Origin of the sequence: Streptomyces sp. x-19 (assembly GCF_046549115.1) — a bacterium.
GTDB lineage: Bacteria > Actinomycetota > Actinomycetes > Streptomycetales > Streptomycetaceae > Streptomyces > Streptomyces albulus_C.
This window is the reverse complement of sequence record NZ_JAJPWK010000049.1, coordinates 1-21,809: the sequence shown is the minus strand read 5'-3', so window position 1 is coordinate 21,809 and position 21,809 is coordinate 1. Positions and strand designations below refer to the sequence as shown.

The following is a 21,809-nucleotide window of genomic DNA, read 5'->3' as shown; positions in this document are numbered from 1 at the left end:
CAGCAGCCCCCGCAGATACACCGCTCCCCACCGGCGCTGATCAGCCCGCGCGAACGGCTCGAACACCTCCGCCGCGAAGTCCTCCAGATCACACCGGACCGCGGCCAACTCCCCACCCAGCACACCCGGTCAACGACACACCCGATCAAACGGACACGCCACCGGCGAGTGAACCTGACCAAGCACTACTAGGGGCGGGTCTGCTGGAGTTTCATGTCCTGGGGGCCGCCGTCGGGGGTGCTGCGGCATGCGACAGCGTCGTGGGGTTGTTGGTGCCAGTGCAGGGTCAGGCAGTGGCCCAGTGCCTGTTGGCCGTAGGCGTTGGGGTGGATGGACTCCTGTGCGCTGCCCTGGCTGCCGGCGGTGATCAGGAACCTTACCCATTCGGCTTGGTGGCCAGGCAGTCTGTCGGCGGGGGTGCTCTTGCCGGTGGCTTGGGTTGTACCTATGCTGCAGACTTCTTTGCCGTCGAAGGCGTCTTGCAGGTCGAGGAACGGGGTGTTCTCCTCCTGGGCCGCCTTCTTGAGCATGGTTGAGATGCGGGGTACCACGCTGTCGCGGGCCCAGGTGGCGTCGTCGTCGAAGAGGGGGCAGCCACCGGTGCTGAAGCGTGTGTAGGTCTCGGGGTACCGGTTGTCCCCGCCCCGGGGGACGGGGGAGGGGTACGACTGCAGGACCAGGTGGTAGGAGTCCGCTGAGTATCCTGCCTGGCCCATCACGGCACGGATGTCGCTGAGGGTCTTTGCGACCTTCGCCTGGGTCTCTTCCAGCGCTGTGTCCAATCGGCCGTTCTGCCCGGGTGTGCAGTGCCAGTTGCCGGTGGGCACCATGAAGCCTTTGACGCAGTCGGTGATGATGTCGGTGAAGCCGAGGTCGTTGCCACCTATGGACAGCACGATGAGTTTGATGTCGTGTGTGCGTGCTGCGAGGGCGAGTTGGTCGGCTTGGGGCTCTTCCCCTTTGAAGGGGAGCCCGCCTTGTGCCGTACGGAGGACGTTGTTGGTGGTGGCGCCGGAGCAGGCGAGATTGATGCGCTGGATCCCCGGGCCGAGGTCTGCGCTCATGATCTCCGCGGTGTCTGAGCGGTGGCAGCCGTTGCGGTGCGAGTCGCCGTAGATGGCGGAGGGGTCGTGGTTGCACCAGCCGGCCCATTCCCAGCAGTTGTTGGCGGCTCGGTCGGTGCCGTAGCGGTGTCCGGCTGACCAGGGCGCGGCGTTGCCGTACCAGCGGCCAGCCTCACCGGAGATGAAGCTGTCCCCCATGGATACCGCCGCCGCTGGTCGCTGACTGCCAAGAGAGTCGGCGCTCGCAGCTCCGGCTGGGATTGCCCACTGCAGGTTCAGAGCGAGGAGAAGAGAAAGCGTCGCGGCGCCTAAGACTGTCCGCAGCCACCGGAGCCTGCGCCAGGGTTGCGCTGGCCCGGGTGGAGAGACGTAGCCGTCGAGGGGCATGGAGTTCTCCCACATAATCACTTCCTCACTTTAGGACGACGGACTCCGCGCCTCGTGAAAGGGGACAGGGGGTGCGAGGCAGCTGCTTGGCGCACGGGGGCGGAGCCGCTGTGCGCATGGCATCGAGCGGCTCACGAGAAGGGTTGGTGTCAGTGCTGACCGAGCGCCTGGGCGGTGGCGATGGCGGTGACAGGGCTGGCAACCAGCGGTATCGGGGGCTCGTGGGGGCCGGCGGCATGATAGATGAGCTGACGGGCCGGTCCGAGAGCCACACGGGGCCGGGAGCCTGCCAGAACCATGGTGGTGCGCCAGGGTACGGGGGTGTGGAGCGTGGCGATGAGGTCTGCGCGCAGCGCTTGGGGGTCGGTGGTGAAGGTGCCACGGCTGGGCAGGGCGACCGGTGCATGAGGGCGGCGGATATCGGTGGCAGCAACGATGTCGCGCCATTGGGGTTCGGCAGAGCGCATCAAGGGGCTGTGGCACGCGTGGGGGGCGCCCAGCGCATGGGCGCGGGGGCCAACGGCAGTCAGGTAACGTTGAACGTTCCTGTGCGAGCCGGCGAAGGTGAGATGGTGGGGCCCGTCATCGGCAGCCAGATGCAGACCCAGTTTCCTGGCGAGGGCAGTCAGCCTGTGGCGGGGGAGGGCATTGGAGGCAGCCGCGGTACACATCTTTCCCTCTCCGGGAGTCGCCACGGTGATCTCACCGTGGCGGCGGGCCAGTTGTACCGCGTCCGAAAGTGATATAGCCCCCGTGGCAGCCAGAGCCGTCAGCGTGCCAAGACCATGGCCCGCCGCCAAAGCCGCGGGGACACGCAAGGACTCCAGAACGCGCCACGCCGCCAAAGCCGTGGTGACCAGTGCCGGCTGGGCGTTAGGGGCCTGCGCCAGAGTGCGGGGCGTCGACTGCCAGCACAAACGACGCATATCGGCATCCAGGGCGGCGCTGGCTTCATCGAAGACATCCTGCGCCGCGGGGAAGGACTCGACCAGACAACGGCCCATGCCTGGATGCTGCTCGCCCAGCCCCAGTCCGGGGAACAACGCGCAAATGGCTTTCACAGGGTGGTTGCCCCTCTCTTACGGGCGAGGTGTGCTTGCGGTCGTGGTGACATGGAGGCAGCGGCGTGGCCGTTCGCAGGTCTGGACCTTCTGGTGGTCTTCGCCTCCGCCGGTCGAGCGGCGAACCGGGCATGAGAAATGCAGGGGAGACCAGTCCGACATGACGCGACGTCAGGCATGTGGGCTCGCGGGGCAGCGCCTCGTGTGCCCTTCGTCTGGGGCAGTTACTCAGCCCGTGGATTCCGCCATCGCGCCCGAGGCGACGCAACCGCACCATACGGGCTGTGCCGCCGCGGTGCCTGGCGAAAGTTCTGTGCCCGGCCGCGCCAAAATCATTCAACTCCTGCGCTGATGCGCACTTTCTATATCAGCAATGCGACTCTGCATAGAGGAACAGCTCCCGCATGAGTAGGTGAGAGGGGCAATCCCCATTTCAGCCGCCACCCAGCCCCACGCACAGGGACCAAAGCCCTGACCCCACCGGGACTTTCTACTCTGCCGATGCAAAACGAAGGTTGAATACCAACTCGGCCCCCGAAGAACAGGCTGAGCTTGATCTGTCCCGGCAGCTGTAGTTCTTGATCGTTGAGGGATTCGTGCTGGTGAGCGGCCTGACGGGGTGTCTGTGGGAACGCGTGCGGCCACCGCGATGATGATCGTCTGTAACAACGGATCAGGACGCGGTGGCCGTGGGTGCCACCATAGCCGGTGGGGTGTGGAGCGAGTGTTTTAGGGCGGCGATGGCGGCGGTTGCCGGCCGCTTCCCGCGACGGGAGTCGCGGCTGCTCGCCAGTGCCATGACCGAGGCGATGCTGACGGGGCTTGAGACCTGCAACTGCTGGACGCTCGCCGAGGCGTTGGGGCACGTGTCGCCGTCCCGGCTGCAGCACTTCCTGTCCCGCGGCGTGTGGGATAACGACGCCGTGCGCGACCGGGCAGCCGCCTGGGCGGCCGGTGAACTCGGTGAATCGATCGATCAGTCTGGCACCCAGCTTTGCCCCGGCAGCATCGCCGCAGGCTTTCACCGTGGCCTCCCCACCGACACGCCAAGTCGGCTACGGAGTCAGCCCGTTCCGTGAACGGACTGTGCACTGCAACCCGGCCCATATCCACCAGATTTGAGCCGATGCCACGCTTATGGAGCTTTACCACTGGTTCCGATCGTATGCCCCCTGAGCTCACTCGCCGGACCCGGCCCGTCTGGTAGTTCCGAGCAGTCCCGGCTTTGTCAGCGCTGCTTCCTGCCCTTCCCGGCGTCTCCCGGGGCGGACCGCGCTTGGCTCCCACCAGGCTGTATCGACAGCCTGGCGAGGAGGGTCTTGCACCTCCTTCGATTCACCGCGCCTCACGATGCACAGGCGCCTCATGGCGCACTGCCAGCGGTCCGCGACCTGAACCGCGTCCGGTGCGCCGAGGCGGGCGCCTTCGGTAGAGCCGGCGGCACGGTCGCGGCAGATGACCTCGACTCCGGGGTGGTCGGTCAGCCAGCGGGCCAGGGGGGCGGACTCAGCAGGTCGACGGGCCGGCGGGTCTCAATGTTGATCAGGACAGTGCCTTGACATCCTCGCCCACCTAAAGGGGGGCGATTCCCGTCTGCCGCGCCGTTGTCGGGCGCGGCTCCGGGTGGGTTCCTGCTTCATCGCGCTGTGCCGGTACGGGTACCGGTCTTACCTGCGCTCCACGGGCTGATACGGCCAGTCCGGCCGTCTTGGCGACGTTGACCGCCGCGTTGATGTCTCGGTCCAGGACCGTCCCGCACTCCTTGCATGTCCACTCTCGGACGTGCAGAGGCTTGGGGCCGTCCTTGACGCCGCAGGCGGAGCAGACCCGCGAGGTGGGCGCGAACCGGCCGATGCGCACGAAGGTGCGCCCGGACCGGGTGGCCTTGTATTCCAGCATGGCTGTGAACTGCGACCATCCGGCGTCGTGTACGGACTTGGCCAGACGTGTGCGGGCGAGTCCCTTGACCGCCAGGTCTTCCACTGCGATGGCTTGGTTTTCGCGGATCAGCTTGGTGGAGAGCTGGTGGTGGAACTCCCGCCGTGCGTCGGCCACCCGTGCGTGAGCGCGGGCGACCTTGATACGGGCCTTGTTCCGGTTGTTGCTGCCCTTGTCCTTGCGGGACAGGGCGCGCTGAGCTTTCTTGAGTTGCTTCTCAGCCCGGCGCAGGAAGCGCGGACTGTCGATCTTCCGCCCGTCCGAGAGGACGGCGAAGTGGCCCAAGCCCAGGTCTACGCCGACCTCGGGTGTAACGGGTGGGAAAACTTCTTCGGGGCCGGTCTCGATGACGAACGAGGCGAAGTACCTGCCCGCACTGTCCTTGATCACGGTCACGGTGGTCGGGGTGGACGGAAGGGTGCGCGACCACTTCAACGTCAGGTCGCCGATCTTCGGCAGGCGCAGCTTTCCACCTGGGGTGATCTTCCAGCCGGCGTTCGCGGTGAAACGGATCGTCTGCCGGGTGTCCCGCTTGGACTTGAAGCGGGGTGGCCCCATCTTGGGGCGCTTGCCCTTGAGGGAGTCGAAAAAGTTCCGGTAGGCGGTGTCCAGGTCCCGAAGGGACTGCTGGAGGATCACCGACGACACCTCGGCCAGCCACGCCCGCCCGGGTGTCTTCTTCGCGGCCGTGAGCCGCTTGGACAGCTCACCCGAGGTGACGAACGACAGCCCTGTGGCACGGGCGTCCTCACGGACGCGAAGCGCGTCGTTGAAGACCACCCGTGCGCACCCGAACGCCCTGGCCAGCGACCCGCGCTGACCGGCACTCGGATACACGCGGAACGCGTACCGAAGCTGCATACCAAGATCGTACTAAAGTTGGTTCATGTCACCACGATGGAACCCGAATCCCGATGTACGCACCGGACGACACGTCGCATACAACCTTCACGTCCACTTGGTTTTCGTCACGAAGTACCGACGCAAAGCCATGACCGACGCCATGCTGACGCGCTGCGAGGAGATCATGCGGGAGGTGTGCACAGACTTCGAGACCGAGCTGAAGCAGTTCAACGGCGAGGACGATCACGTACACCTCCTCGTGCACTACCCACCGAAGGTCCAACTCTCCAAGCTGGTCAACTCCCTCAAGGGCGTCTCCGCCCGGCTCCTGCGCAGGGAATACGACGCGCATGTGCGCCGGTACCTGTGGGGAGGCCACTTCTGGTCCGGCTCCTACTTCGCCGGAAGCTGCGGCGGGGCGCCCCTGACCGTCGTGAAGCAGTACATCGAGAATCAGAAGCGCCCCGTGGGCTGAGGTGAACAGTGCGGACCCGTGCCTCCGGCGCGGGTCAGAGCAATTCTGAGATGGCCTTCACCCCCGCCCTGAAGGGCGGAGCACTGGCCAAGATCAAAGGGTAGACGTGGCCGCGGAACGCGAACTCGTCAACCCCGAGTACGGACAGCTCCGGGACTTCCGGGACGTCCATGGTGCGGATCAGCCGCAGCAGCGTGGGCCCGATCACGGGGACGGCAAGCCGCTCGGCGAGGCGTTCACCAGCCTGTCCGCCAAGCGCCAACGCCACCTGTTGCAAGAGTCGTTGGAGCGTCACAGTTCGCCGACCGTAGCGGAAGGTGAGCTGCTCGACTTGTTCGGCGAAGGTCTTCTTGGCGCAGTCGGAGTTGTCGCAGAAGAAGCAACCGGACTTCGAGATCGATCGCCGTCTCCTGCCCAGAGACCGCAGTGTCGGCAACTCTGCGGCCGTAACGGCTGTGGACCCGCGACGACACGGCGGTGCATCCCGAACACCGGGCAGTCGGCGCGGTGCACCTGGCGGAGATCCGTATGGACTTCCCGATCCGGGCAACGCTGTTGACCACCACCTGTGACAGGTGCGGGAAGAGAACTTTCAGCAGACCAGAAGCATGATCCCCCACCAGGAAGGGCTACCTCAAGATCATCCGCCTCACGGAAAGTGCCGAAGAGCCCGCCCCAAGAGGCCGTTGACAGTTGGAGCCGATAGTTGATTGAGGAGTCGCTCTTCGGTGTGGATTAGGACCGACCGGCGATTGATTCTCGGTGTGCTCGCACATAAGAATGAAACCGTTGCCAAGCTGTCTCTTGCCTTTTTGGGGGTCGTCCGCTGGCCTTGGGCCAGCACTGCATCATCGCTGCAGTCAGCCGAGAACGGAAGCGACTCGCCATGAACCTCACGAGCGGCAGAGATGCCCGCACTGTGTTCGTGTGCCGGGTCTGCCGGTGATGCCCACGCTCTGCCGGGCGGCTGCGGGTTCCTGCCCCCCCCCACAGCGTTGTCCGCAGTCCCTGCCCGGCGCCGGAGATTTCCCTGTGCTGGCTTCTGCTCTGAACTGCAGGAATGGAGAACCTCAGCATGCCTGGACCGGATGTCACGGTCATCATCGCCGCATACAACGCCATGCCGTATGTGACCCGCAGTGTCACCTCTGTTCTCGGTCAGAGCCTGGGCGCGAACCGGATCGAGCTGATTGCGATCGATGACGGCTCCACAGACGGGACGGCGCAGGAGCTCGACCGCCTGGCGGCGCAGGCGCCGCTGATGCGTGTGATCCACCAGCCGAACTCTGGAGGACCCGCGGGTCCTCGAAACCAGGGTATCGGCCAGGCCACCGGTCGGTACGTCTTCTTCCTCGACGCGGACGACCACCTCGGGCCCCAGGCACTGCAGCGCATGGTTGCCGCGGCTGACACCAACGGCTCCGACGTCGTTCTGGGCCGGATCGTCGGAGAAGGCGGGCGCAGTGCGCCGCGGTCGATGTTCCGGCGGAACCAGCCCAGGACCGATGTCTTCGCCTCCCGGGTTTACTGGACGCTGAATCCGATGAAGCTCTTTCGCCGCGAACTGATCGACCGCCTCGAACTTCGTTTTGATACGAGGCTGTCGATCGGCGAGGACCAGCCGTTCGTCGCCATCGCCTACCTCGAAGCTGCAGCGATATCCGTGATAGCTGACTACGACTGCCTCCACTGGGTCGCGCGAGAGGACGGCAGTAACATCACCTCCCGGATACATAGCCCGCGGATGTGGATGGAGCTGTTCAAAACGATGACCGAGCTCGTCGCACAGCACGTCCCGGCTGGCCCCGACCGCGACACTTTGATGCTTCGGCACTTCGCTGTCGAACTCCGCTCCGTGGTCCTGCAGCTGTGCCAGGAGCCGCAGCGCAGCCGCCAAGACACACTCCTGCGCGAACTGGCCGGTCTGGTCGCGCGGTATTGGACCGAAGGACTGGCAGCCCGCCTGCCCGCCGTGGTCCGGCTGCGCTGCCATCTCATCCGCCACAACCTTCTCGACGGACTTCTCTCCCTAGTCCGTTGGGAACTCGGCCAAGGCGTCACCGGCTACGGCGCTACCACTCTGGCCGCCACGAACCCTCAACTCCACGTTGAAAACGGGCGCGCCTACGCCCTTTACCCCTACTTCCGTCACTCCACGCTCAACGTTCCCGATGACTGCTATGACATCACCACCGAGCTCCCGGTCCGGCACCGCGTCGACTCCGCCGGCCTCAACGCCACCGGGCTACGTCTGACCGGCCACGCATATATCGACCGCATCACCACGACCGAGGTGAGCACCGAGGTCGTCCTACGCGACCGTGCCTCCGGCCACGAGCGCCGTCTCCCGGTCCGCCAAACACCCACCCTGGGTCTGGGAGCCGACGAGGACAACGGCTGCTACGGGTACGCAATGGCGGGCTTCGACGTCACGATCGACCTCGCACCACTACCGCCCGGGCTCTGGGATATCTTCCTGGCCGTAGGCGCCCAGGGCATCACCAAACAGGCCCGCCTTGGCAGCAACCGCACACCATCGGTGACCACCGCGATCACCTCGCTCATCACCCCGCAGGGCACTGCAGCCACGCTGTACACCACCAAGTCGTACGGCAACCTCACCCTGGACATCGGCGAAAGCCAACACAAAGTACCGCCACACCTGCGCGTGACGAACGCCACGTGGTCCCCCGTTGCCTCTGCCACCCTCTGCGTTTCCGGCCACTGCACCCTGGCAAGCTGGCCACAGGGCTCGCTGGCCCTCCGCGCCCAAAGTTCGGACGGCTTGGATCACACCGTCGCAGTGCAGCTCACCGCACCTGACGGCACTTTCACCGCACTGCTACCGACCAGCACACCAGGAGAGTGGCAATTCTCGCTGCACCTCGCCGTACCCGGCAAGGGTGTATGCTGGACGGTCCCCATCCCACCGCAGACATCACTCCAACCCGCACGCTGGTACCGTCTCGGCCTACCCCACTACGCAAAGCCACTGCCCGGGCATGACACACTCACCCTCCGGGTCGGACGAGTGCAACTATTCAGAGCAGCACGGAATCGACTGAAGCGGGGTCTGGGCAGGGCCGTACGCTGGCGCGGAATGGCTTAGTGAACCTCTTTCATCCTGTGTTAGGAGGGTGAAATGGCCTGGCCAGCGGGGGTGACAGAGCCAGGGCCCCTCGTCGTTGGCGTGGTGATTCCACTCAGCACACCGGTAACCGAGGAGCCCTATTGGTTCCGTATCCTTCCATGCTCGACGTCCCGCACGAGTTGGTTGAGTACGTCTCGTTGCTCATCCATGCGCGAAGGCGTGAGCTGAAGTCGCCGTGGCGGAGGCTGGGTTGCTTCAAGCAGGCCCTTCTGGTGTTGGCGCATTTGCGCTAGTGTGATGCGCCGGAAATCATGGGCTTAAGTTTCTTGTTGGTTGTTTGTGTCTGGCGGGGTGATCCTGGTGAGGTAGTCGGCGAGGGATTTGAGGATCTCGTCGGCGGTCTTGGTCCACCTGAAGGGTCTGGGGTTCTCGTTCCAGGTGTCGATCCATGCCTTGATGTCGGCTTCGAGGGCTTTGACTGAGGTGTGGACGCCGCGGCGGATGAGCTTGTCGGTCAGCAGTCCGAACCACCGCTCAACCTGGTTGATCCAGGAGGAGCCGGTGGGTGTGAAGTGCACGTGGAAGCGTGGATGTTTACCCAGCCAGGCCTTGATCTCGGGGGTGTTGTGGGTGGCGTAGTTGTCACACACCAGGTGCACATCGAGTCCGACGGGGACTGCCTTGTCTATCGTGACCAGGAACTTCTTGAACTCGATGGCTCGGTGGCGGCGGTGGAGTTCACCGATGACGGTGCCGTCGGCGATGTTGAAGGCGGCGAACAGGCTGGTGATGCCGTGCCGTAGATAGTCATGGGTCCGCCGTTCAGGCATCCCCGGCATCATCGGCAGGACTGGCTGGGAGCGGTCCAGTGCCTGAATCTGGGCCTTCTCATCCACGCATAACACCACTGCCTTCTCTGGCGGATTGTGGTACAGGCCGACGACGTCGACGACCTTGTCGACGAACTGCGGGTCGGTGGAGAGCTTGAAGGAGTCCTGCAGGTGCGGTTTAAGGTCGAACTTCTTCCAGATCCGCCCGATGGTGGACTTCGATAGTCCGGTGCGGGCGGACATCGACGCCCGCGACCAGTGTGTGTCCCTGCCCGGTGTGCACTCCAGCGTCGCAACGACGACATCCTCGACCTGGTCGAGCAGGACCGACGGTGGCCGGCCCACCCTGGGCTCATCGACCAGCCCCTCCAGCCGGTGGGCGATGAAGCGGACCCGCCAACGGTTGACCGTCTGGTGGCCCACGCCGAGTTCGGCAGCGACCTGCTTGTTCGTCCCACCCTCCGCGCACCGCAGCACGATCTTCGCGCGCAGCGCCAGGAACTGAGCGGTCTTCGCCCGCCTCGACCAGCGCGTCAGCTGGGCCCGCTCAGGATCGCTGAGCACCAGCTCCGCCTTGCGCCGCCCCAGCCGCGGCTCATCCGCAAGCCCAGCCAACCGCCGGTCGACGAACCGCGAGCGCCACTTCCTCACGGTGTCCGTGGACACCTCGAACTCCGCAGCCACACGCGCATTCGGCATCCCCTCTGCACAAGCCAAAACGATGCGCGCCCGCTCAGCAAGACGGGGCACCACTGCCCCACCTGCCCAATGCAGCAACTCCGCACGTTCCTCACCGGACAGCGCAACTTCGACAGCACGAGGACCCCGAGACATAAAAACAGGCTACAGATTTAAGCCCGTGAATTCCGGCGCATCACACTAGAACGAGACGTTCGCGCAGGTCGGTGCTGGGTTCGGAGTGTCGAAAGCGACTGCCTGGCGCTACGTCAACGAGACGATCGAGGTCCTCGCCTCCTGGGCGCCCGGCCTGCACGAGGCCCGGGTGGGGCTCCGCGAGGGCGACTTCGTCATCGCCGACGGCGCCCTCATCCCGACCGACCGCATCAAGGCGGACGAACCACACTACTCCCACAAGCACAAGAAGCACGGCATGAACGTCCAGGTCATCGCACGTCCGCACGGCACTGCGCTCTGGTTCTCCCGGGCCACACCCGCACGCACGACCTGACCGCGGGCCGCGCCCACGGCATCGTCCAGGCCTGCCTCACCTGGCAGATCCTGGTGCTCGCAGATCGCGCCTATCAAGGCGCCGGGACAACGATGCGCACTCCGTACTACCACCAACAGCCCGAGCACTTCCAGCAGTTCAACCGCGACCACGCACCACTCCGCGCACCCGGCGAACGCCCCTTCGCCCGCTTCGGCGAGCACGCTGCGCGACCAGCCCCATCGGGAAGACCGTGGCAGCCGTGCACACCCTCCTCACTTGCGACTATTCAGGATGAAAGAAGTTCACTGAATGCCTGGCTCACGTCCTGTCTCGGGGGGCTGACGTCGGCCGCGTAGCCAGCCCAGTTTCCAGGTGATCCCTCTACCACTGGATCGCGGACTTGACGTGAGGCCCAGCTTCTTCGTCAAGATCGAGGCCGGGACTTCCGAGGCGAGAGTGAACCACGCTGCGTTTCGGCGCTGCCGAGGGTGAAGGTCGATCGACGGGAGCCGTCTGGCAAGGGCTCCTTCCGTCCGTCCGCCCATCCCCCACCACAACGCAAAAAACTCAATAGTTCCGACTCAAATAGCGCTATCTAGAGTAATCCAGGCGAGTCCCGCTCGCGGAAGCCTAGGCTGCGTGTACGTTGAGTGAAGTCTCTGAGCTATGTATCCGGGCCTGAGGCCTGATCTGGCCCATGCTAAGCCCAGGAACTTTGTGAAAGCAGCCGTGAGGTGACAGTAGGCATTTTGGCGTGACCCCTGTCTACTGCTGGATGCAATGTGAGGAGTCGATCACTTCATGGTCTACACATTCCGCTTCGATGTCTCGCAAGATGACCCTGTTGCCCGGGAGCTGGCCGATGCACCGGCGATGCGCACCGGCGCTGTCTATCAGATCAAGTTGCCCGTGAGAGCAACCGGAGAAACTTATGAGATGAAAAATTTCTGGGTTTACAGGATTTGCCCAGGGGTAATTGTCTATCCAGGGCCTCTATTTGGAACTACGAACGAAATGCTAGATTTCGTGAATCCGGCTGCACCTGGCGACCGCGGAGTGAATGATGTGCCGAGGGTTCAGAAATATCTGGATGATATGGCATCGGTGATTGAATTGCTCCATGGTAACGCCGAGGGGCGGAACCTTTTGTATCATCTCGCTCGCGTTCGTCCGCTCCAGCCGCCGGTCGATGAATTGACTTCAGCGGTGAAACTTATGGCCGACAAGGGATACGTACACTGGTCCGGGTTCGAGCTGTCCGACTCTCGGACACCAGAAATCGGCGGCAAGGCTCTTCTGGCCCCTGATGGTCTTCTGATCATGCCGCAATCCCACGGGGCCACTCCGAGTCAAATCGTTGTGGGGACGTCATCCTTCGTGGGCGGGACCATTGGGGCCAAGCTCTCCCAATACCGCGATCCGAATAGCGCACCGGACGACATGTTGACCAGCCTGCAGGTTCACCTCGAGGATTTGAAGAAGCTTTCGGACGGCTCCGATGCCAAATCGGTATGGGACAGAGTGAGCGGCATTTGGAAATACCGCCCCGGCGAAGGCGTTGCAAACATGCCGCGTGGGGCGGCTGTAGTCATCTCCTGGCAGCCCCGGTTCACCTTTCGGCGTAGAGCACTGGAAGACCTAGGGAGCTCGAATGTCATGCCGCTCGAGGTCGGTCTGGGGCACGAGATGCTGCACGCTCTGCATACCTTGTCCGGATGCAGAATCCCGGGAGAGGTTAGAACTCTCGAGGCAGACCCTGCCTTGCCTAGAACTGTTTCGGACATGTTGCCGAGGTTCACTGAGCCAGACAAGAGCCGGTACTTCTATCTGAGCACCAATACAGTGCGGCATGAGGAGATGATGACGGGCACTTCACTGGAGGGGCGGCATGCGGCCTTGAAGGTGATCGGCAGCAAGGACCTGGAGCTCCCTGATGTCCCGGGGCAGCCCGGAAAGATTTCAGTGAAGGTCTGCAACGAGGTGTACAGCGCGCACAGGTCGCGAGTGCTGATGCTGGACATCGCGGCGGAGCTGAGACGTCTGGGAGTCCCAGAGTACTGGGACGAATTGTTTCCCCGGAGCGTAAATGATAGAGGGGTCGGCCAGGACTCCTTGGCGCAGCTTGCCGCGCACCGGAGGGCTTACGAGAAGGCTGCGTGGAAATGCGAGGGCCATCTGGCAATGGGATCAGCGCTGCAAGCGCCGGTCCGCTTCGCCTACACTGAGCCTCTTGTGGAATCTCTGCAGCTCAGAGAGGAAGTCCCGATCGAGGAGCTGGGTCGGTCACAGTATCGTCTTCCCATCAGTGAATACGGTGATGTCGAGTTCTCGAGCGAGGCCGGACGGGTAACTATCAGGGGCATCTTCACGCCTGTTGTCGATCCGGTCCCCATTTCATTCTCCGGACCTGCTTCAAGCCCTGTCCCCCGGGAAGAACTGGAAGAGGTGGAGCCTGCGGAGCTTGTCTGCAATTTGCGGGCCCCTGTGGCTGTCCAGCGTGTGGATATCGACGACCCGGCTCTGGACGTCGTGGTCAAGGCGCAAGTAGAGCGGTGGCGGTCCCCCTGGGGGGAGGTCTTGGCCGACACCCGGGAGCAGTCGCGGATCGTTGCGGAGCTGGGCCGTGAGCTCACCGGGCTGCCCGGAGGGCGGGGGGTCTGGTCCACGGCGGGGTGGGCTGTACCGGGCAGTTCCGTATTGTCCAGAAGGCAGCTGGGGGCTGCCACGCGCCCGGTGCACGACGGCCTCACACAGGCCAGCCCGGAGGAGGGGGAACAGCCTGCGCTGGAGGTGTGGAAGGGCAGGTTCCGCACGGAGGCCGGCGCGGCCGACCTTCACAACATCACGCTCGCCCTGATGACCTATCCCCAGGCGCTACAGGATGCCTTTGCCGAGGGCACCCCGTGGCTGCGGCGTGCCGCAGACGTCCTCTCCTTTTATCCCCTGGTTTCGGCCCCGTTGTATGCGCTGGACGACCTGGTGCACGGTGACTATGTCGGGGCGGCGAAGATCGGGGCATGGCTGGGAGGCTTCGCGCTGGTCGATGTCTTCCTGGGGGGCCCAGTGGCCTGGGGCTTGGCAGCCTTGGTCACGTTTGTGGAATGGGCCAAGGCCGGATGGGAAGAGGCACTGGCGGAGAAGAAGGCACAAGACGAGATCCGCCGGTGGCTCGCAGATGCGACCCGCGAGACCATCGGCAAGCTGCCCATGACGCTGTGGACGCGGGTATTCAACGACACGGCTGCGGTCCTCGGCGGTGAGGCGCTCCGCCTGGAGGCGGCCGCCGTCCATGATGCCCAGGTAACCATTGCAGCGGCTGACAACCTGATGGCTTTGGCCGTGCAGTCGGGAGCTGGTTTCATCACCTTGGAGGTGGCCTGGGACGAGCTCGACAAGGCCATCACGCAGTCCAAGTGGCCGGAAGACCGCCGGACGTTGTACGAGGACTGGCTGTATCCAGCGGATCCGAGCATCTGGGACACTGCGGGGGATGAACAAAAGCGCCGGGTCTACTGCCATCTGAGCGTGTGCTTGTACCGCCAGCTTAAGTCGGTAACCGCAGCCGCAACTTTGAAAGACTTCCTCGACAAGCTGGAGACCCCCCTGACAGGGGACAACATTCCCCCCGTCGTCAAAGACAAGACGCCGGGCGACGGCCTTCGAGCCTCCTACTCGGCCCAGCTGCGCATCGCCGAGTACCTGGCACAGACGCTGACCTCCATCGCCGAACACGCGCGCACCAACGCCACCGCCAATCTAGCCTCCTTGCTTGTCCACAGCCGCGCTGCTTTCACCGCAGGTACCCGGCGCCTGCACAGCATCACCTCTCCAGGCAGTAAAGGGAGCAAGCAGTACTCAACGTTCGGGAAGTATGTCTACCAAGATGTATTCCTCTACACCCCGCTCAATCCGGTCGGTGACCTCGACTACCAAGCCGGGCAGGACCGTGCGACGCAGCGCGCACAACAGCGCAGCAGAGAAGACTTCCGCCGCCCCAGGGATATCGGATTGGGCTGGAAGTCGCTCACTGAGGGTGAGAATTCATTCCAGAAGGTGGACGCGTTCCTGCCCGACTCACAAGACCCTCTGAGATACGCCGTGTTTTCCGGGGGGCACTATCGAGAAATTCGGCTCGGCGAATGGTTTGAACTCGGCAGACTCGCAGCAACCCCAAGACTCGGAAGTAATATCGTTGCTTCACTGAGTGTGCCGAACACCATTAGTCGTCGCTACATCTTCTTCAGGCAGAAAAGCGGACCGGACAAATTTAAGGCCGCAAAGATCGCCGGGCAGTACCTCCTTCGCTACGAGGGAGATGAACAGGAAGTGGTCGGCCGGAACTTTGAAGCTCTCCGTGTGCGACGCTGGGGAATCAGTCTCGCGGCAGTGGACGCGGTGATGCCCAGCCCGACGGCCGGCGAGTTCTGGTTCTTCCGTGAGGGCGAATACGTCAAGCTCCGCGTGACCGACTACAAGAATACGGAGCGCCTTGAATCCGGTTATATTGACAGTGTCAAGTGGCCAGCATTCTTTGCCGGCCAAGGCGACCACTATGACCGGGTCGATGCAGTGTTGCCGATCCCGAACACCCGCGACTACTTCGTCTTCAAAGACGCCACCTACCGCCGCATCCGCATCCCGGTATCCGGACCCAGCCAGTTGGTCTCCGGCCCCAACAATATCAACAGCGACTGGCACGGCCACTTCTCAGATGTCGAAGCCGTCATCAAGGGGTTGGGCAATGCCTTCCAGATCATTCACAGCAAGGGCGTCAGTGCACTCACCGTCAAGTCGGCTCCCAGTCCGGCGGCGGTGCGCGGCTCCACCCCCATCGACGTAGCTCACTGGCCTTCCCTGGCAGACGGCGAAAACGCCTTCGCCTCGGTGGACGCCGTGCTGCCAGTCCCCGACAGCACGGACTTCATCGTGTTCAGTAACGACAAGTACCGGCGTATCCGGGATGCCCAAACATGCATCACCGGCAGCACCGCGATTTCTGCGACCTGGACCTCACTGACCAGCGGGGACAGACCGTTCCCCTCGGTGGACGCGGTGCTACCCACCGGCGCTGCCCGCGAATACTACATCTTCTCTGGCGAGTATTTCCGCCGCATTCGTATCGATAGCAACCTCACCAACACGCTCATCGTTGGCAGCACCCGCATCGACGCCGCACCCACCTGGTCCGATCTCCATCAAGCCGGCCTGAAAACAGTCGATGCGTTCCTACCTGTTCCCCAAAGGCCCGGATATTACACAGTATTCTCCGGGGAAAGGACTCTAGATGTCGCCCCGGCTCCCGGCCCAGAGGGGGACATCCTCGGACTTACCTGCTGGTCCGTGCAAGATGCCCTGCTAACAAGTGTCGCCCAGACCGGAGTCCTGGAGCTGGAAGTATCGATTCCAGTGACATGGACGAAAACCGGGTATACGAACGTTCCGCTCAAAAACGCCGAAACCAACCCTCTCGTCGGAGACATCCGCAGCGCTCTGAAGGCGTTGTGGAACCCGGGCACCTGGTCCTTCAAAACCACAGCCTTCGGCCGCAGCGACGGGAACTTGGACACCACCAAACTCAAGCGAGAGCTCAGCAAATACTTCTCCAATTCGCCCCGCACGGCACTGCTGACACCGACCGAATCCGGCGAGCTCCCACGCCAACTGGCCCAGGACACCACAGATATCCTCGCCACGCAGGACCCAGACCAGCAAAAGCAACTGCGCGACCAACGAGCGACCGACGCAGTGAACCGCCTAACCACCCGACTCCAAGCCCTGCGCGACGCTCTCGCCGAGGCACTCAGACTCGGCGCCGAGGCCGACCAGGACGACGACCAACACTCGCAAGAACGTGTCACACAATGGAGCGCCTTCCACGACGAGCTGAGCCGCGCCTGGAGCAGCATCTACTCCGCCATCGACAGCTTGACCGACCCCGATGTCGGCCAACCTGCCACCGCACTCGGATCCCAACTCATGGACGCCATGCACCAGCTGAAAGGCGAAAGCACAGACATCCGCGCAAAGAGAGCCGCCGCCAGCGAGCCATTTCCAACCTCCGCTTGAGCAGGTCGTGTACCGGGTGAGGGCGGCCTGGAGAACGTGGCTGAAAATGCTCCTTACCGTATTGACGGGTTCATTCCGGTCCTTCGTACGATCGGGAGACCCGGGGGCCTGGGTGTGCCCTGGCGCCATTGGCCAGGGGCGATGAGCCGTTCCACGACCTCGCGGATCTGGGTGGTGGTGAGGCCGAACGCACTCTGGGATGGATCATGAACGCCCGCCGCAACGCGCGAGACTACGAGCGCCTCCCACAGCATTCCGAGGCTCACCTGAACTGGTCACTCATCACCCTCATGACCAGACGGCTCACAAGCAAGAAACCCGCCCCCGGCTGGTCGAAGAAGAAGGATCCCTCAACCTGAGCCGGTCACGAGGACGAGGCCGGGCTGTCCTTGCCGAACCGCTGGTGCCAGCGCAGGGCACCCAACTTTTGCCACAACACCCCGAGTTCGATCTGCGCCTGGGTGAGCCTAATCTCCTCGGCCAGCTCCCCCGGGCTGATCCTTCCGCCGTGAGCACAGGTCACACAGCTCAGGCTGGGTCTCCTCCTCGTCGGCCTCGTCGGTGAAACCCGTGTCGTGGTCGCAGCCGAGCATCCGGGTGACTTGCGAGAGTCAGACGGTGAAACCACCGTCGACGTTCCAGTTGGCGCCGGTGATGAATGCCGCCTCCGGCCCGGCCAGATAGCTGACGGCACTGGCGATCTCACGGGGACGACCGTAGCGCCCCAGTGCCATGATCTCGCGCAGCGCATCTGCGGCTTCGCTGTCCTCGGGGTTCATGTCCGTTGCGGTGGGCCCCACCTGAATGTTGTTGACGGTGATGCCGCGCGGTCCGAGTTCGCGAGCCAGCGCGCGCGTCAAGCCGGCGACCGCCGCCTTGGACATCGCATACATCGACAACCCAGCAAGGGGTACCCGGTCGGCGTTGACACTTCCGATGTTGATGATGCGACCAGCGGTGCCCAGGTGCGGGAGGGCGCCCTGAATCGCGGCGAAGACGCCTCTGACATTGACAGCGACCAACCGGTCGAACTGTTCCATCGTCAGCGACTCGATGTCGCCGGCGTAGAGGGTGCCGGCGTTGTTGACGAGGATGTCCAGACCGCCCAGCTGTGCCACAGTCTGGGCGATCGCCCTGGCTACCTGCTCGGGGTCCCCGCTATCGGCCTGAATCGCGACCGCGGTGCCACCGGTTTCGGTGACCTCGGCTACCAGTTTCTCGGCCTCGGCGGCCGAGGCGCCGTAGGTGAAGGCGACCGCGGCGCCGTCCTGGGCCAACCGCCGTACGATCGCCGCCCCGATACCACGCGAAGCCCCGGTCACCAGCGCCTGCCGTCCTGCCAGTGGTGCTGCCACGTTATCGTCCCTTCGAATTGCATATTTCTGCATATGCCTGGGCAAAAATCGTCAAATACAGGAACGGCTGTTTCGGTGAGATTAGTTCCCGCGACGAGGGTTCCTCGTCGGCGCGTTGCGCTGAGGAGAACCCCGTCGAAGCCGGCCAGGTTTGCCGTCGAACTTCGCGTCAACCGCGTGGATCGACAACGAATCCAGGACCAGGGCATACCACTGAATCCTGTCTGTGACCATAGCCCCGCACAGATCACACAGCTCAGGCTGGGCTCTTCCTCGTCGGTCAAACTCGTGTCGTCGTCGCTCACGCTTCCTGTCTGGGAGCGCCTCCAAGGCACCGCCACTTCAACGCCCCGGGAAGAAAAACACTCACTTCGACGTCGTCTCATTTGGTGAGTCTGCGGTAGCAGATGAGGCTGCAGGCGATGGCGGTGAAGGCGAGGAAGTGTTCGGCCTTGCGCTCGTAGCGGCGGTGCAGGCGGCGGCAGCCGGCGAGCCAGGACATGGTGCGCTCGATCGTCCAGCGGTGCCGGCCCAGTCGGGTGGAGGACTCGATGCCTCTGCGGGCGATGCGGTGCCGGATGCCTCGTCCGCGGAGCCATCGGCGCAGGTCGTCGTAGTCGTACCCCTTGTCCGCATGGAGCTTGGCGGGCCGTCGTCGGCGTGGCCCGCGTCGCGAGCGGATCGGTGGGATGCCCCGGACGAGCGGCTTGAGTGCCTGACTGTCGTGAAGGTTCGCGCCGGAGATCCCGATGGACAGGGGTAAACCGGTCCGTTCCGTAATCAAGTGGATCTTCGATCCCTTCTTGCCCCGGTCGACAGGATTCGGACCTGTCAGCTCCCCCCTTTCAGAGCCCGCATGTTCACCGAGTCGATGGCGCAGCGCGACCAGTCCAGGTCCCCGCGCGATCCCAGTTCGTCGAGGATGACGCGGTGGAGCTTGGCCCAGACCCGGGCGGTGGTCCACTCGGTGAAGCGCCGGTGGGCGGTCGGCCCTGACGGGCCGAAGACCGGCGGCAACTGCCGCCAGGTGCAGCCCGTCGTGGCCACGAAGATGATCGCCGCGAGGACCTCACGGTCACCGCACCGGCGTCGCCCCCCGCCCTGCGGCCGTGACGGAGCGGGTGGCACCACCCGCAGGAACAGGTCGTACAGCTAGTCCGGCACCAAGCGTTCCACGATCAGCACGAGCACCAGACTACCGACGAGCCCAAATGAGACGACTTCTTAACCGGTCCGTCCGTGCACAACACAGCGTCGGTGAGCTCGAACAAGGCATCCCCGCGGCCGTTCAGGCAGTCGTAGAAGTCACCCCGGAAGCGCGACAGCCTTCCGAAAGCCTCCTGCCGGTCCCACTGTTGCAGCACACTCGTCTCCACGGCCTCGGTCTGGTCAGGTGTGTCCTTGGTCGGAGCGCATGATCAGGCCGAGGCCACCCCCACATCCGGCAAATGCTCAGGTGAGCGACCCAGTTCGAGGACGTTTCGACCTCACCAGATAAACGACAAACTCAGGCCATGCACAGGACAACGCTCCTGGAAGCAGGATCGTCGAGAACACCTCAATGGGGGCTGCATCATCGGCTGCGCCTGGTTGGGACTTTCGCCTCTGTCCGGCAGTGGCGAGGCAAGACAGTTTGAGTGTGGGCGGCCACCCTGGGCCGGCCAGGCGTAGTTGCCTGGCCTTGGTGTTCGCCATCGGCCCCGCGCGCATCCCCTGTGCCGATCGCGCGGGGCCGAGTCCCGCCTATCACGGTCGGGAGGGCGGCGGACGCGACATGAGTCCTCTCGACGCTGGTCGAACTCTGGTTGTTCATCAGGGAGCTGGCCCGCAGGGCGGGTGTGGAAGCCGCAATAGCAGCGATTGCTGCGGCTTTTGTTATAATTTTGGAAGAATGCAGCTGAAGTTCCGCCACTGGCCCAGAAGTTGGCATTCGAGGCAAATGGGTAGACTGTTCGGTATGTCGATTCGCATCCGGTCTCATGCGCGTGAGCGCCGCCGGTATGTCGTCGTTTCCCGATGGGCTGCGTCTGTCGTGGCAGCTCTGTGCGTGTTTGCGCTCTCCGCTGTGGTGCTGAGGTCGGAGGGGGATTTCAGCACCACAGTTGACCAGTCGACGCACTCCTCCGGCGCCTTGCGTGCTGAGGCGACGCCGGCGCACACACCCTGGGACGACTCGTCAGGCAAGAGTCCATCCTGCGAGCGCCGCGGGAGCTGGTCTCTACCCGTCCTGGCACGCAATCCTGTTCCTCCGCTGCCAGCGCCGAGTGCGCAGGTGTCGTCCAGCCAGGACGCAGTCGGTCCCGTGGGCCTGTGTGGGCCGTCGAGGCCGGAGGTCAGTTCGGTCGACCTTCATCGATTGCGGGTCCAGCGACTGTAGGCCGCAATGCAACTTCCTAGCCTTGGCGAACCGCGGTCTCCCCTGTCCGGAGCCGGCTGGTTCGTGACGACGCTCAACCTTCACATCCGCCATGGCGCGCAGCAGGCAGGCATGGCGGGGACTAGCACTCCAGTTGTAGTTCGCTATTTGCGCTGGTCAGGGGCGTCTTCTTGAGTGTAGTGAGCTGATGTGCCGTCATGTGGCGGTTGTTCGTGACCGGTCGCGCTTGACCGCTGTTGTACTGATCATGCAAGACGATGTGCGGCCTGACGTGTGGGCGGGCGAGCTTGAAGAGGTGCTGCTGCGGGTCGGTCACCGGTTCGGCCGGGCTGATCTGCGGCGGCGGATGCGCGCGTACGTGCACGGCCTGCTCGGTCCGGTAGGCAGGAAGAACAGCTGGCAGCTCGCCGAACACGCAGGTCACAGCACACCTCATGGGCTACAGAATCTCCTGAACCGGGCACGGTGGGACGCAGACGGGGTCCGTGATGATGTGCAGGCGTACGTCGCCGAGCGGCTCGGCGAGGACGACGGTGTCCTCGTGATCGATGAGACGGGGTTCCTCAAGAAAGGTGAGGCCTCGGCTGGGGTGCAACGGCAGTACTCAGGCACAGCCGGCCGTACCGAGAACTGCCAAGTAGCGGTTTTCGCGGCGTATGCGTCTTCGCGGGGCCGGACGTTGGTGGACCGGGAGTTGTATCTGCCGAAGTCGTGGACGTCCGACCGGGAGCGATGCCAGGCAGCGAAGGTGCCCGACGAGCGTGCTTTCGCCACCAAGACGGAGCTGGCCCGGGTACTGGTCGCCAGAGCACGGTCCTCGCCGCTGCCCTTTGCTTGGGTGACCGCGGACGCGCTCTACGGCCAGGACGGCCACTTCCGCCGCATGCTCGAAGAAGCCGGACTCGGATACGTCGTCGCGGTCCCGAAATCACAGCAGGTCAAGTCCCTGGCCGGGTGCTGGCGCATCGACCAGCTCATCGGTGATGCCCCCGGACGAAGCCTGGGAACGACTGTCCTGCGGTGACGGCGCGAAGGGCCCGCGCGTCTATGACTGGGCAGCCGCACAGCTGCCGGCCGTCCCGTTCTTCGGCGAAGACGAGCCCTCCCACCACCGGCGGATGTTGGCCCGACGCAGCATCGCCCGCCCTGAC

Annotated in this window: 14 protein-coding genes and 3 pseudogenes; 8 read left to right on the top strand and 9 right to left on the bottom strand. The window is 64.0% G+C overall.

Annotated features, from left to right (window positions below):
- A partial coding sequence (locus ACLJT4_RS41015; protein ID WP_411130183.1) for a hypothetical protein occupies positions 1 to 192 on the top strand: 192 nt, incomplete at its 5' end.
- Here the strand turns inward: ACLJT4_RS41015 and ACLJT4_RS41010 are convergent.
- The gene (locus ACLJT4_RS41010; protein ID WP_411130182.1) at positions 189 to 1,262 is read right to left on the bottom strand and encodes a GDSL-type esterase/lipase family protein; all 1,074 of its coding nucleotides are present in this window, start codon (positions 1,260 to 1,262) and stop codon (positions 189 to 191) included. The two genes, ACLJT4_RS41015 and ACLJT4_RS41010, sit on opposite strands and share 4 nt — an antisense overlap.
- Before the next feature lie 338 nt (positions 1,263 to 1,600).
- Positions 1,601 to 2,512, bottom strand: a complete 912-nt coding sequence (locus ACLJT4_RS41005; protein ID WP_411130181.1) for an ACP S-malonyltransferase — start codon at positions 2,510 to 2,512, stop codon at positions 1,601 to 1,603.
- A gap of 689 nt (positions 2,513 to 3,201) precedes the next feature.
- On the opposite strand from ACLJT4_RS41005, the gene ACLJT4_RS41000 reads away from it, so the two are divergent.
- Complete coding sequence (locus ACLJT4_RS41000; protein WP_411130180.1) at positions 3,202 to 3,591, top strand: hypothetical protein; 390 nt, start codon at positions 3,202 to 3,204, stop codon at positions 3,589 to 3,591.
- A 493-nt stretch (positions 3,592 to 4,084) separates the two neighbouring features.
- Here ACLJT4_RS41000 and ACLJT4_RS40995 read toward each other — a convergent pair whose 3' ends face one another.
- Positions 4,085 to 5,311, bottom strand: coding sequence for an RNA-guided endonuclease InsQ/TnpB family protein (locus ACLJT4_RS40995; RefSeq protein WP_411130179.1), 1,227 nt, complete (start codon positions 5,309 to 5,311; stop codon positions 4,085 to 4,087).
- Between the two features lie 25 nt (positions 5,312 to 5,336).
- Between ACLJT4_RS40995 and tnpA the strand changes: the two genes are divergently transcribed.
- Complete coding sequence (gene tnpA, locus ACLJT4_RS40990; protein ID WP_411130177.1) at positions 5,337 to 5,768, top strand: IS200/IS605 family transposase; 432 nt, start codon at positions 5,337 to 5,339, stop codon at positions 5,766 to 5,768.
- 34 nt (positions 5,769 to 5,802) lie between these two features.
- Here the strand turns inward: tnpA and ACLJT4_RS40985 are convergent, their stop codons facing one another.
- Positions 5,803 to 6,204 carry a hypothetical protein gene (locus ACLJT4_RS40985; RefSeq protein ID WP_411130176.1) on the bottom strand — a complete coding sequence of 134 codons (402 nt, stop codon included), beginning with the start codon at positions 6,202 to 6,204 and terminating at the stop codon, positions 5,803 to 5,805.
- A 624-nt stretch (positions 6,205 to 6,828) separates the two neighbouring features.
- Between ACLJT4_RS40985 and ACLJT4_RS40980 the strand changes: the two genes are divergently transcribed.
- Positions 6,829 to 8,877, top strand: a complete 2,049-nt coding sequence (locus ACLJT4_RS40980) for a glycosyltransferase family 2 protein (RefSeq protein ID WP_411130174.1) — start codon at positions 6,829 to 6,831, stop codon at positions 8,875 to 8,877.
- Between the two features lie 81 nt (positions 8,878 to 8,958).
- Positions 8,959 to 9,149 (top strand): annotated as a pseudogene (locus ACLJT4_RS40975) (IS5/IS1182 family transposase); the annotation flags it as partial.
- A 27-nt stretch (positions 9,150 to 9,176) separates the two neighbouring features.
- Here ACLJT4_RS40975 and ACLJT4_RS40970 read toward each other — a convergent pair.
- Positions 9,177 to 10,523, bottom strand: a complete 1,347-nt coding sequence (locus ACLJT4_RS40970) for an IS630 family transposase (RefSeq protein ID WP_411130173.1) — start codon at positions 10,521 to 10,523, stop codon at positions 9,177 to 9,179.
- Positions 10,524 to 10,572: 49 nt separating this feature from the next.
- Here ACLJT4_RS40970 and ACLJT4_RS40965 point away from each other — a divergent pair.
- Positions 10,573 to 11,155: pseudogene (locus ACLJT4_RS40965) on the top strand (transposase family protein); the annotation flags it as partial.
- Between the two features lie 506 nt (positions 11,156 to 11,661).
- A complete protein-coding gene (locus ACLJT4_RS40960; protein ID WP_411130172.1) occupies positions 11,662 to 16,926 on the top strand; it encodes a hypothetical protein in 5,265 nt (1,754 codons plus the stop codon).
- A gap of 364 nt (positions 16,927 to 17,290) precedes the next feature.
- Here ACLJT4_RS40960 and ACLJT4_RS40955 read toward each other — a convergent pair whose 3' ends face one another.
- The 4 genes and pseudogenes from ACLJT4_RS40955 to ACLJT4_RS40940 all read right to left on the bottom strand — a co-directional run.
- Positions 17,291 to 17,449, bottom strand: coding sequence for a hypothetical protein (locus ACLJT4_RS40955; protein WP_411130171.1), 159 nt, complete (start codon positions 17,447 to 17,449; stop codon positions 17,291 to 17,293).
- Positions 17,450 to 17,537: 88 nt separating this feature from the next.
- Positions 17,538 to 18,281 (bottom strand): 3-oxoacyl-ACP reductase family protein, encoded by a 744-nt coding sequence (locus ACLJT4_RS40950; RefSeq protein ID WP_411130170.1) that lies wholly within the window; start codon positions 18,279 to 18,281, stop codon positions 17,538 to 17,540.
- 382 nt (positions 18,282 to 18,663) lie between these two features.
- A protein-coding gene (locus tag ACLJT4_RS40945; RefSeq protein WP_411130185.1) for an IS5 family transposase occupies positions 18,664 to 19,433 on the bottom strand; the annotation gives its coding sequence in 2 pieces (ribosomal slippage) (positions 18,664 to 19,122 and positions 19,125 to 19,433; 768 coding nt in all).
- 56 nt (positions 19,434 to 19,489) lie between these two features.
- Positions 19,490 to 19,642: pseudogene (locus ACLJT4_RS40940) on the bottom strand (transposase); the annotation flags it as partial.
- A 1,263-nt stretch (positions 19,643 to 20,905) separates the two neighbouring features.
- On the opposite strand from ACLJT4_RS40940, the gene ACLJT4_RS40935 reads away from it, so the two are divergent.
- Entirely contained in the window at positions 20,906 to 21,682 is a 777-nt protein-coding gene (locus ACLJT4_RS40935) for an IS701 family transposase (RefSeq protein WP_411130169.1), read from the top strand.
- Positions 21,683 to 21,809 lie beyond the last annotated feature (127 nt).

Coding starts and splice junctions, on each gene's coding strand:
- ACLJT4_RS41010 (WP_411130182.1), bottom strand. CDS start 1,262: ATGGGGGACAGCTTCATCTCCGGTGAGGCTGGCCGCTGGTACGGCAAC.
- ACLJT4_RS40995 (WP_411130179.1), bottom strand. CDS start 5,311: ATGCAGCTTCGGTACGCGTTCCGCGTGTATCCGAGTGCCGGTCAGCGC.
- tnpA (WP_411130177.1), top strand. CDS start 5,337: ATGTCACCACGATGGAACCCGAATCCCGATGTACGCACCGGACGACAC.
- ACLJT4_RS40980 (WP_411130174.1), top strand. CDS start 6,829: ATGGAGAACCTCAGCATGCCTGGACCGGATGTCACGGTCATCATCGCC.
- ACLJT4_RS40970 (WP_411130173.1), bottom strand. CDS start 10,523: ATGTCTCGGGGTCCTCGTGCTGTCGAAGTTGCGCTGTCCGGTGAGGAA.
- ACLJT4_RS40960 (WP_411130172.1), top strand. CDS start 11,662: ATGGTCTACACATTCCGCTTCGATGTCTCGCAAGATGACCCTGTTGCC.
- ACLJT4_RS40935 (WP_411130169.1), top strand. CDS start 20,906: ATGCAAGACGATGTGCGGCCTGACGTGTGGGCGGGCGAGCTTGAAGAG.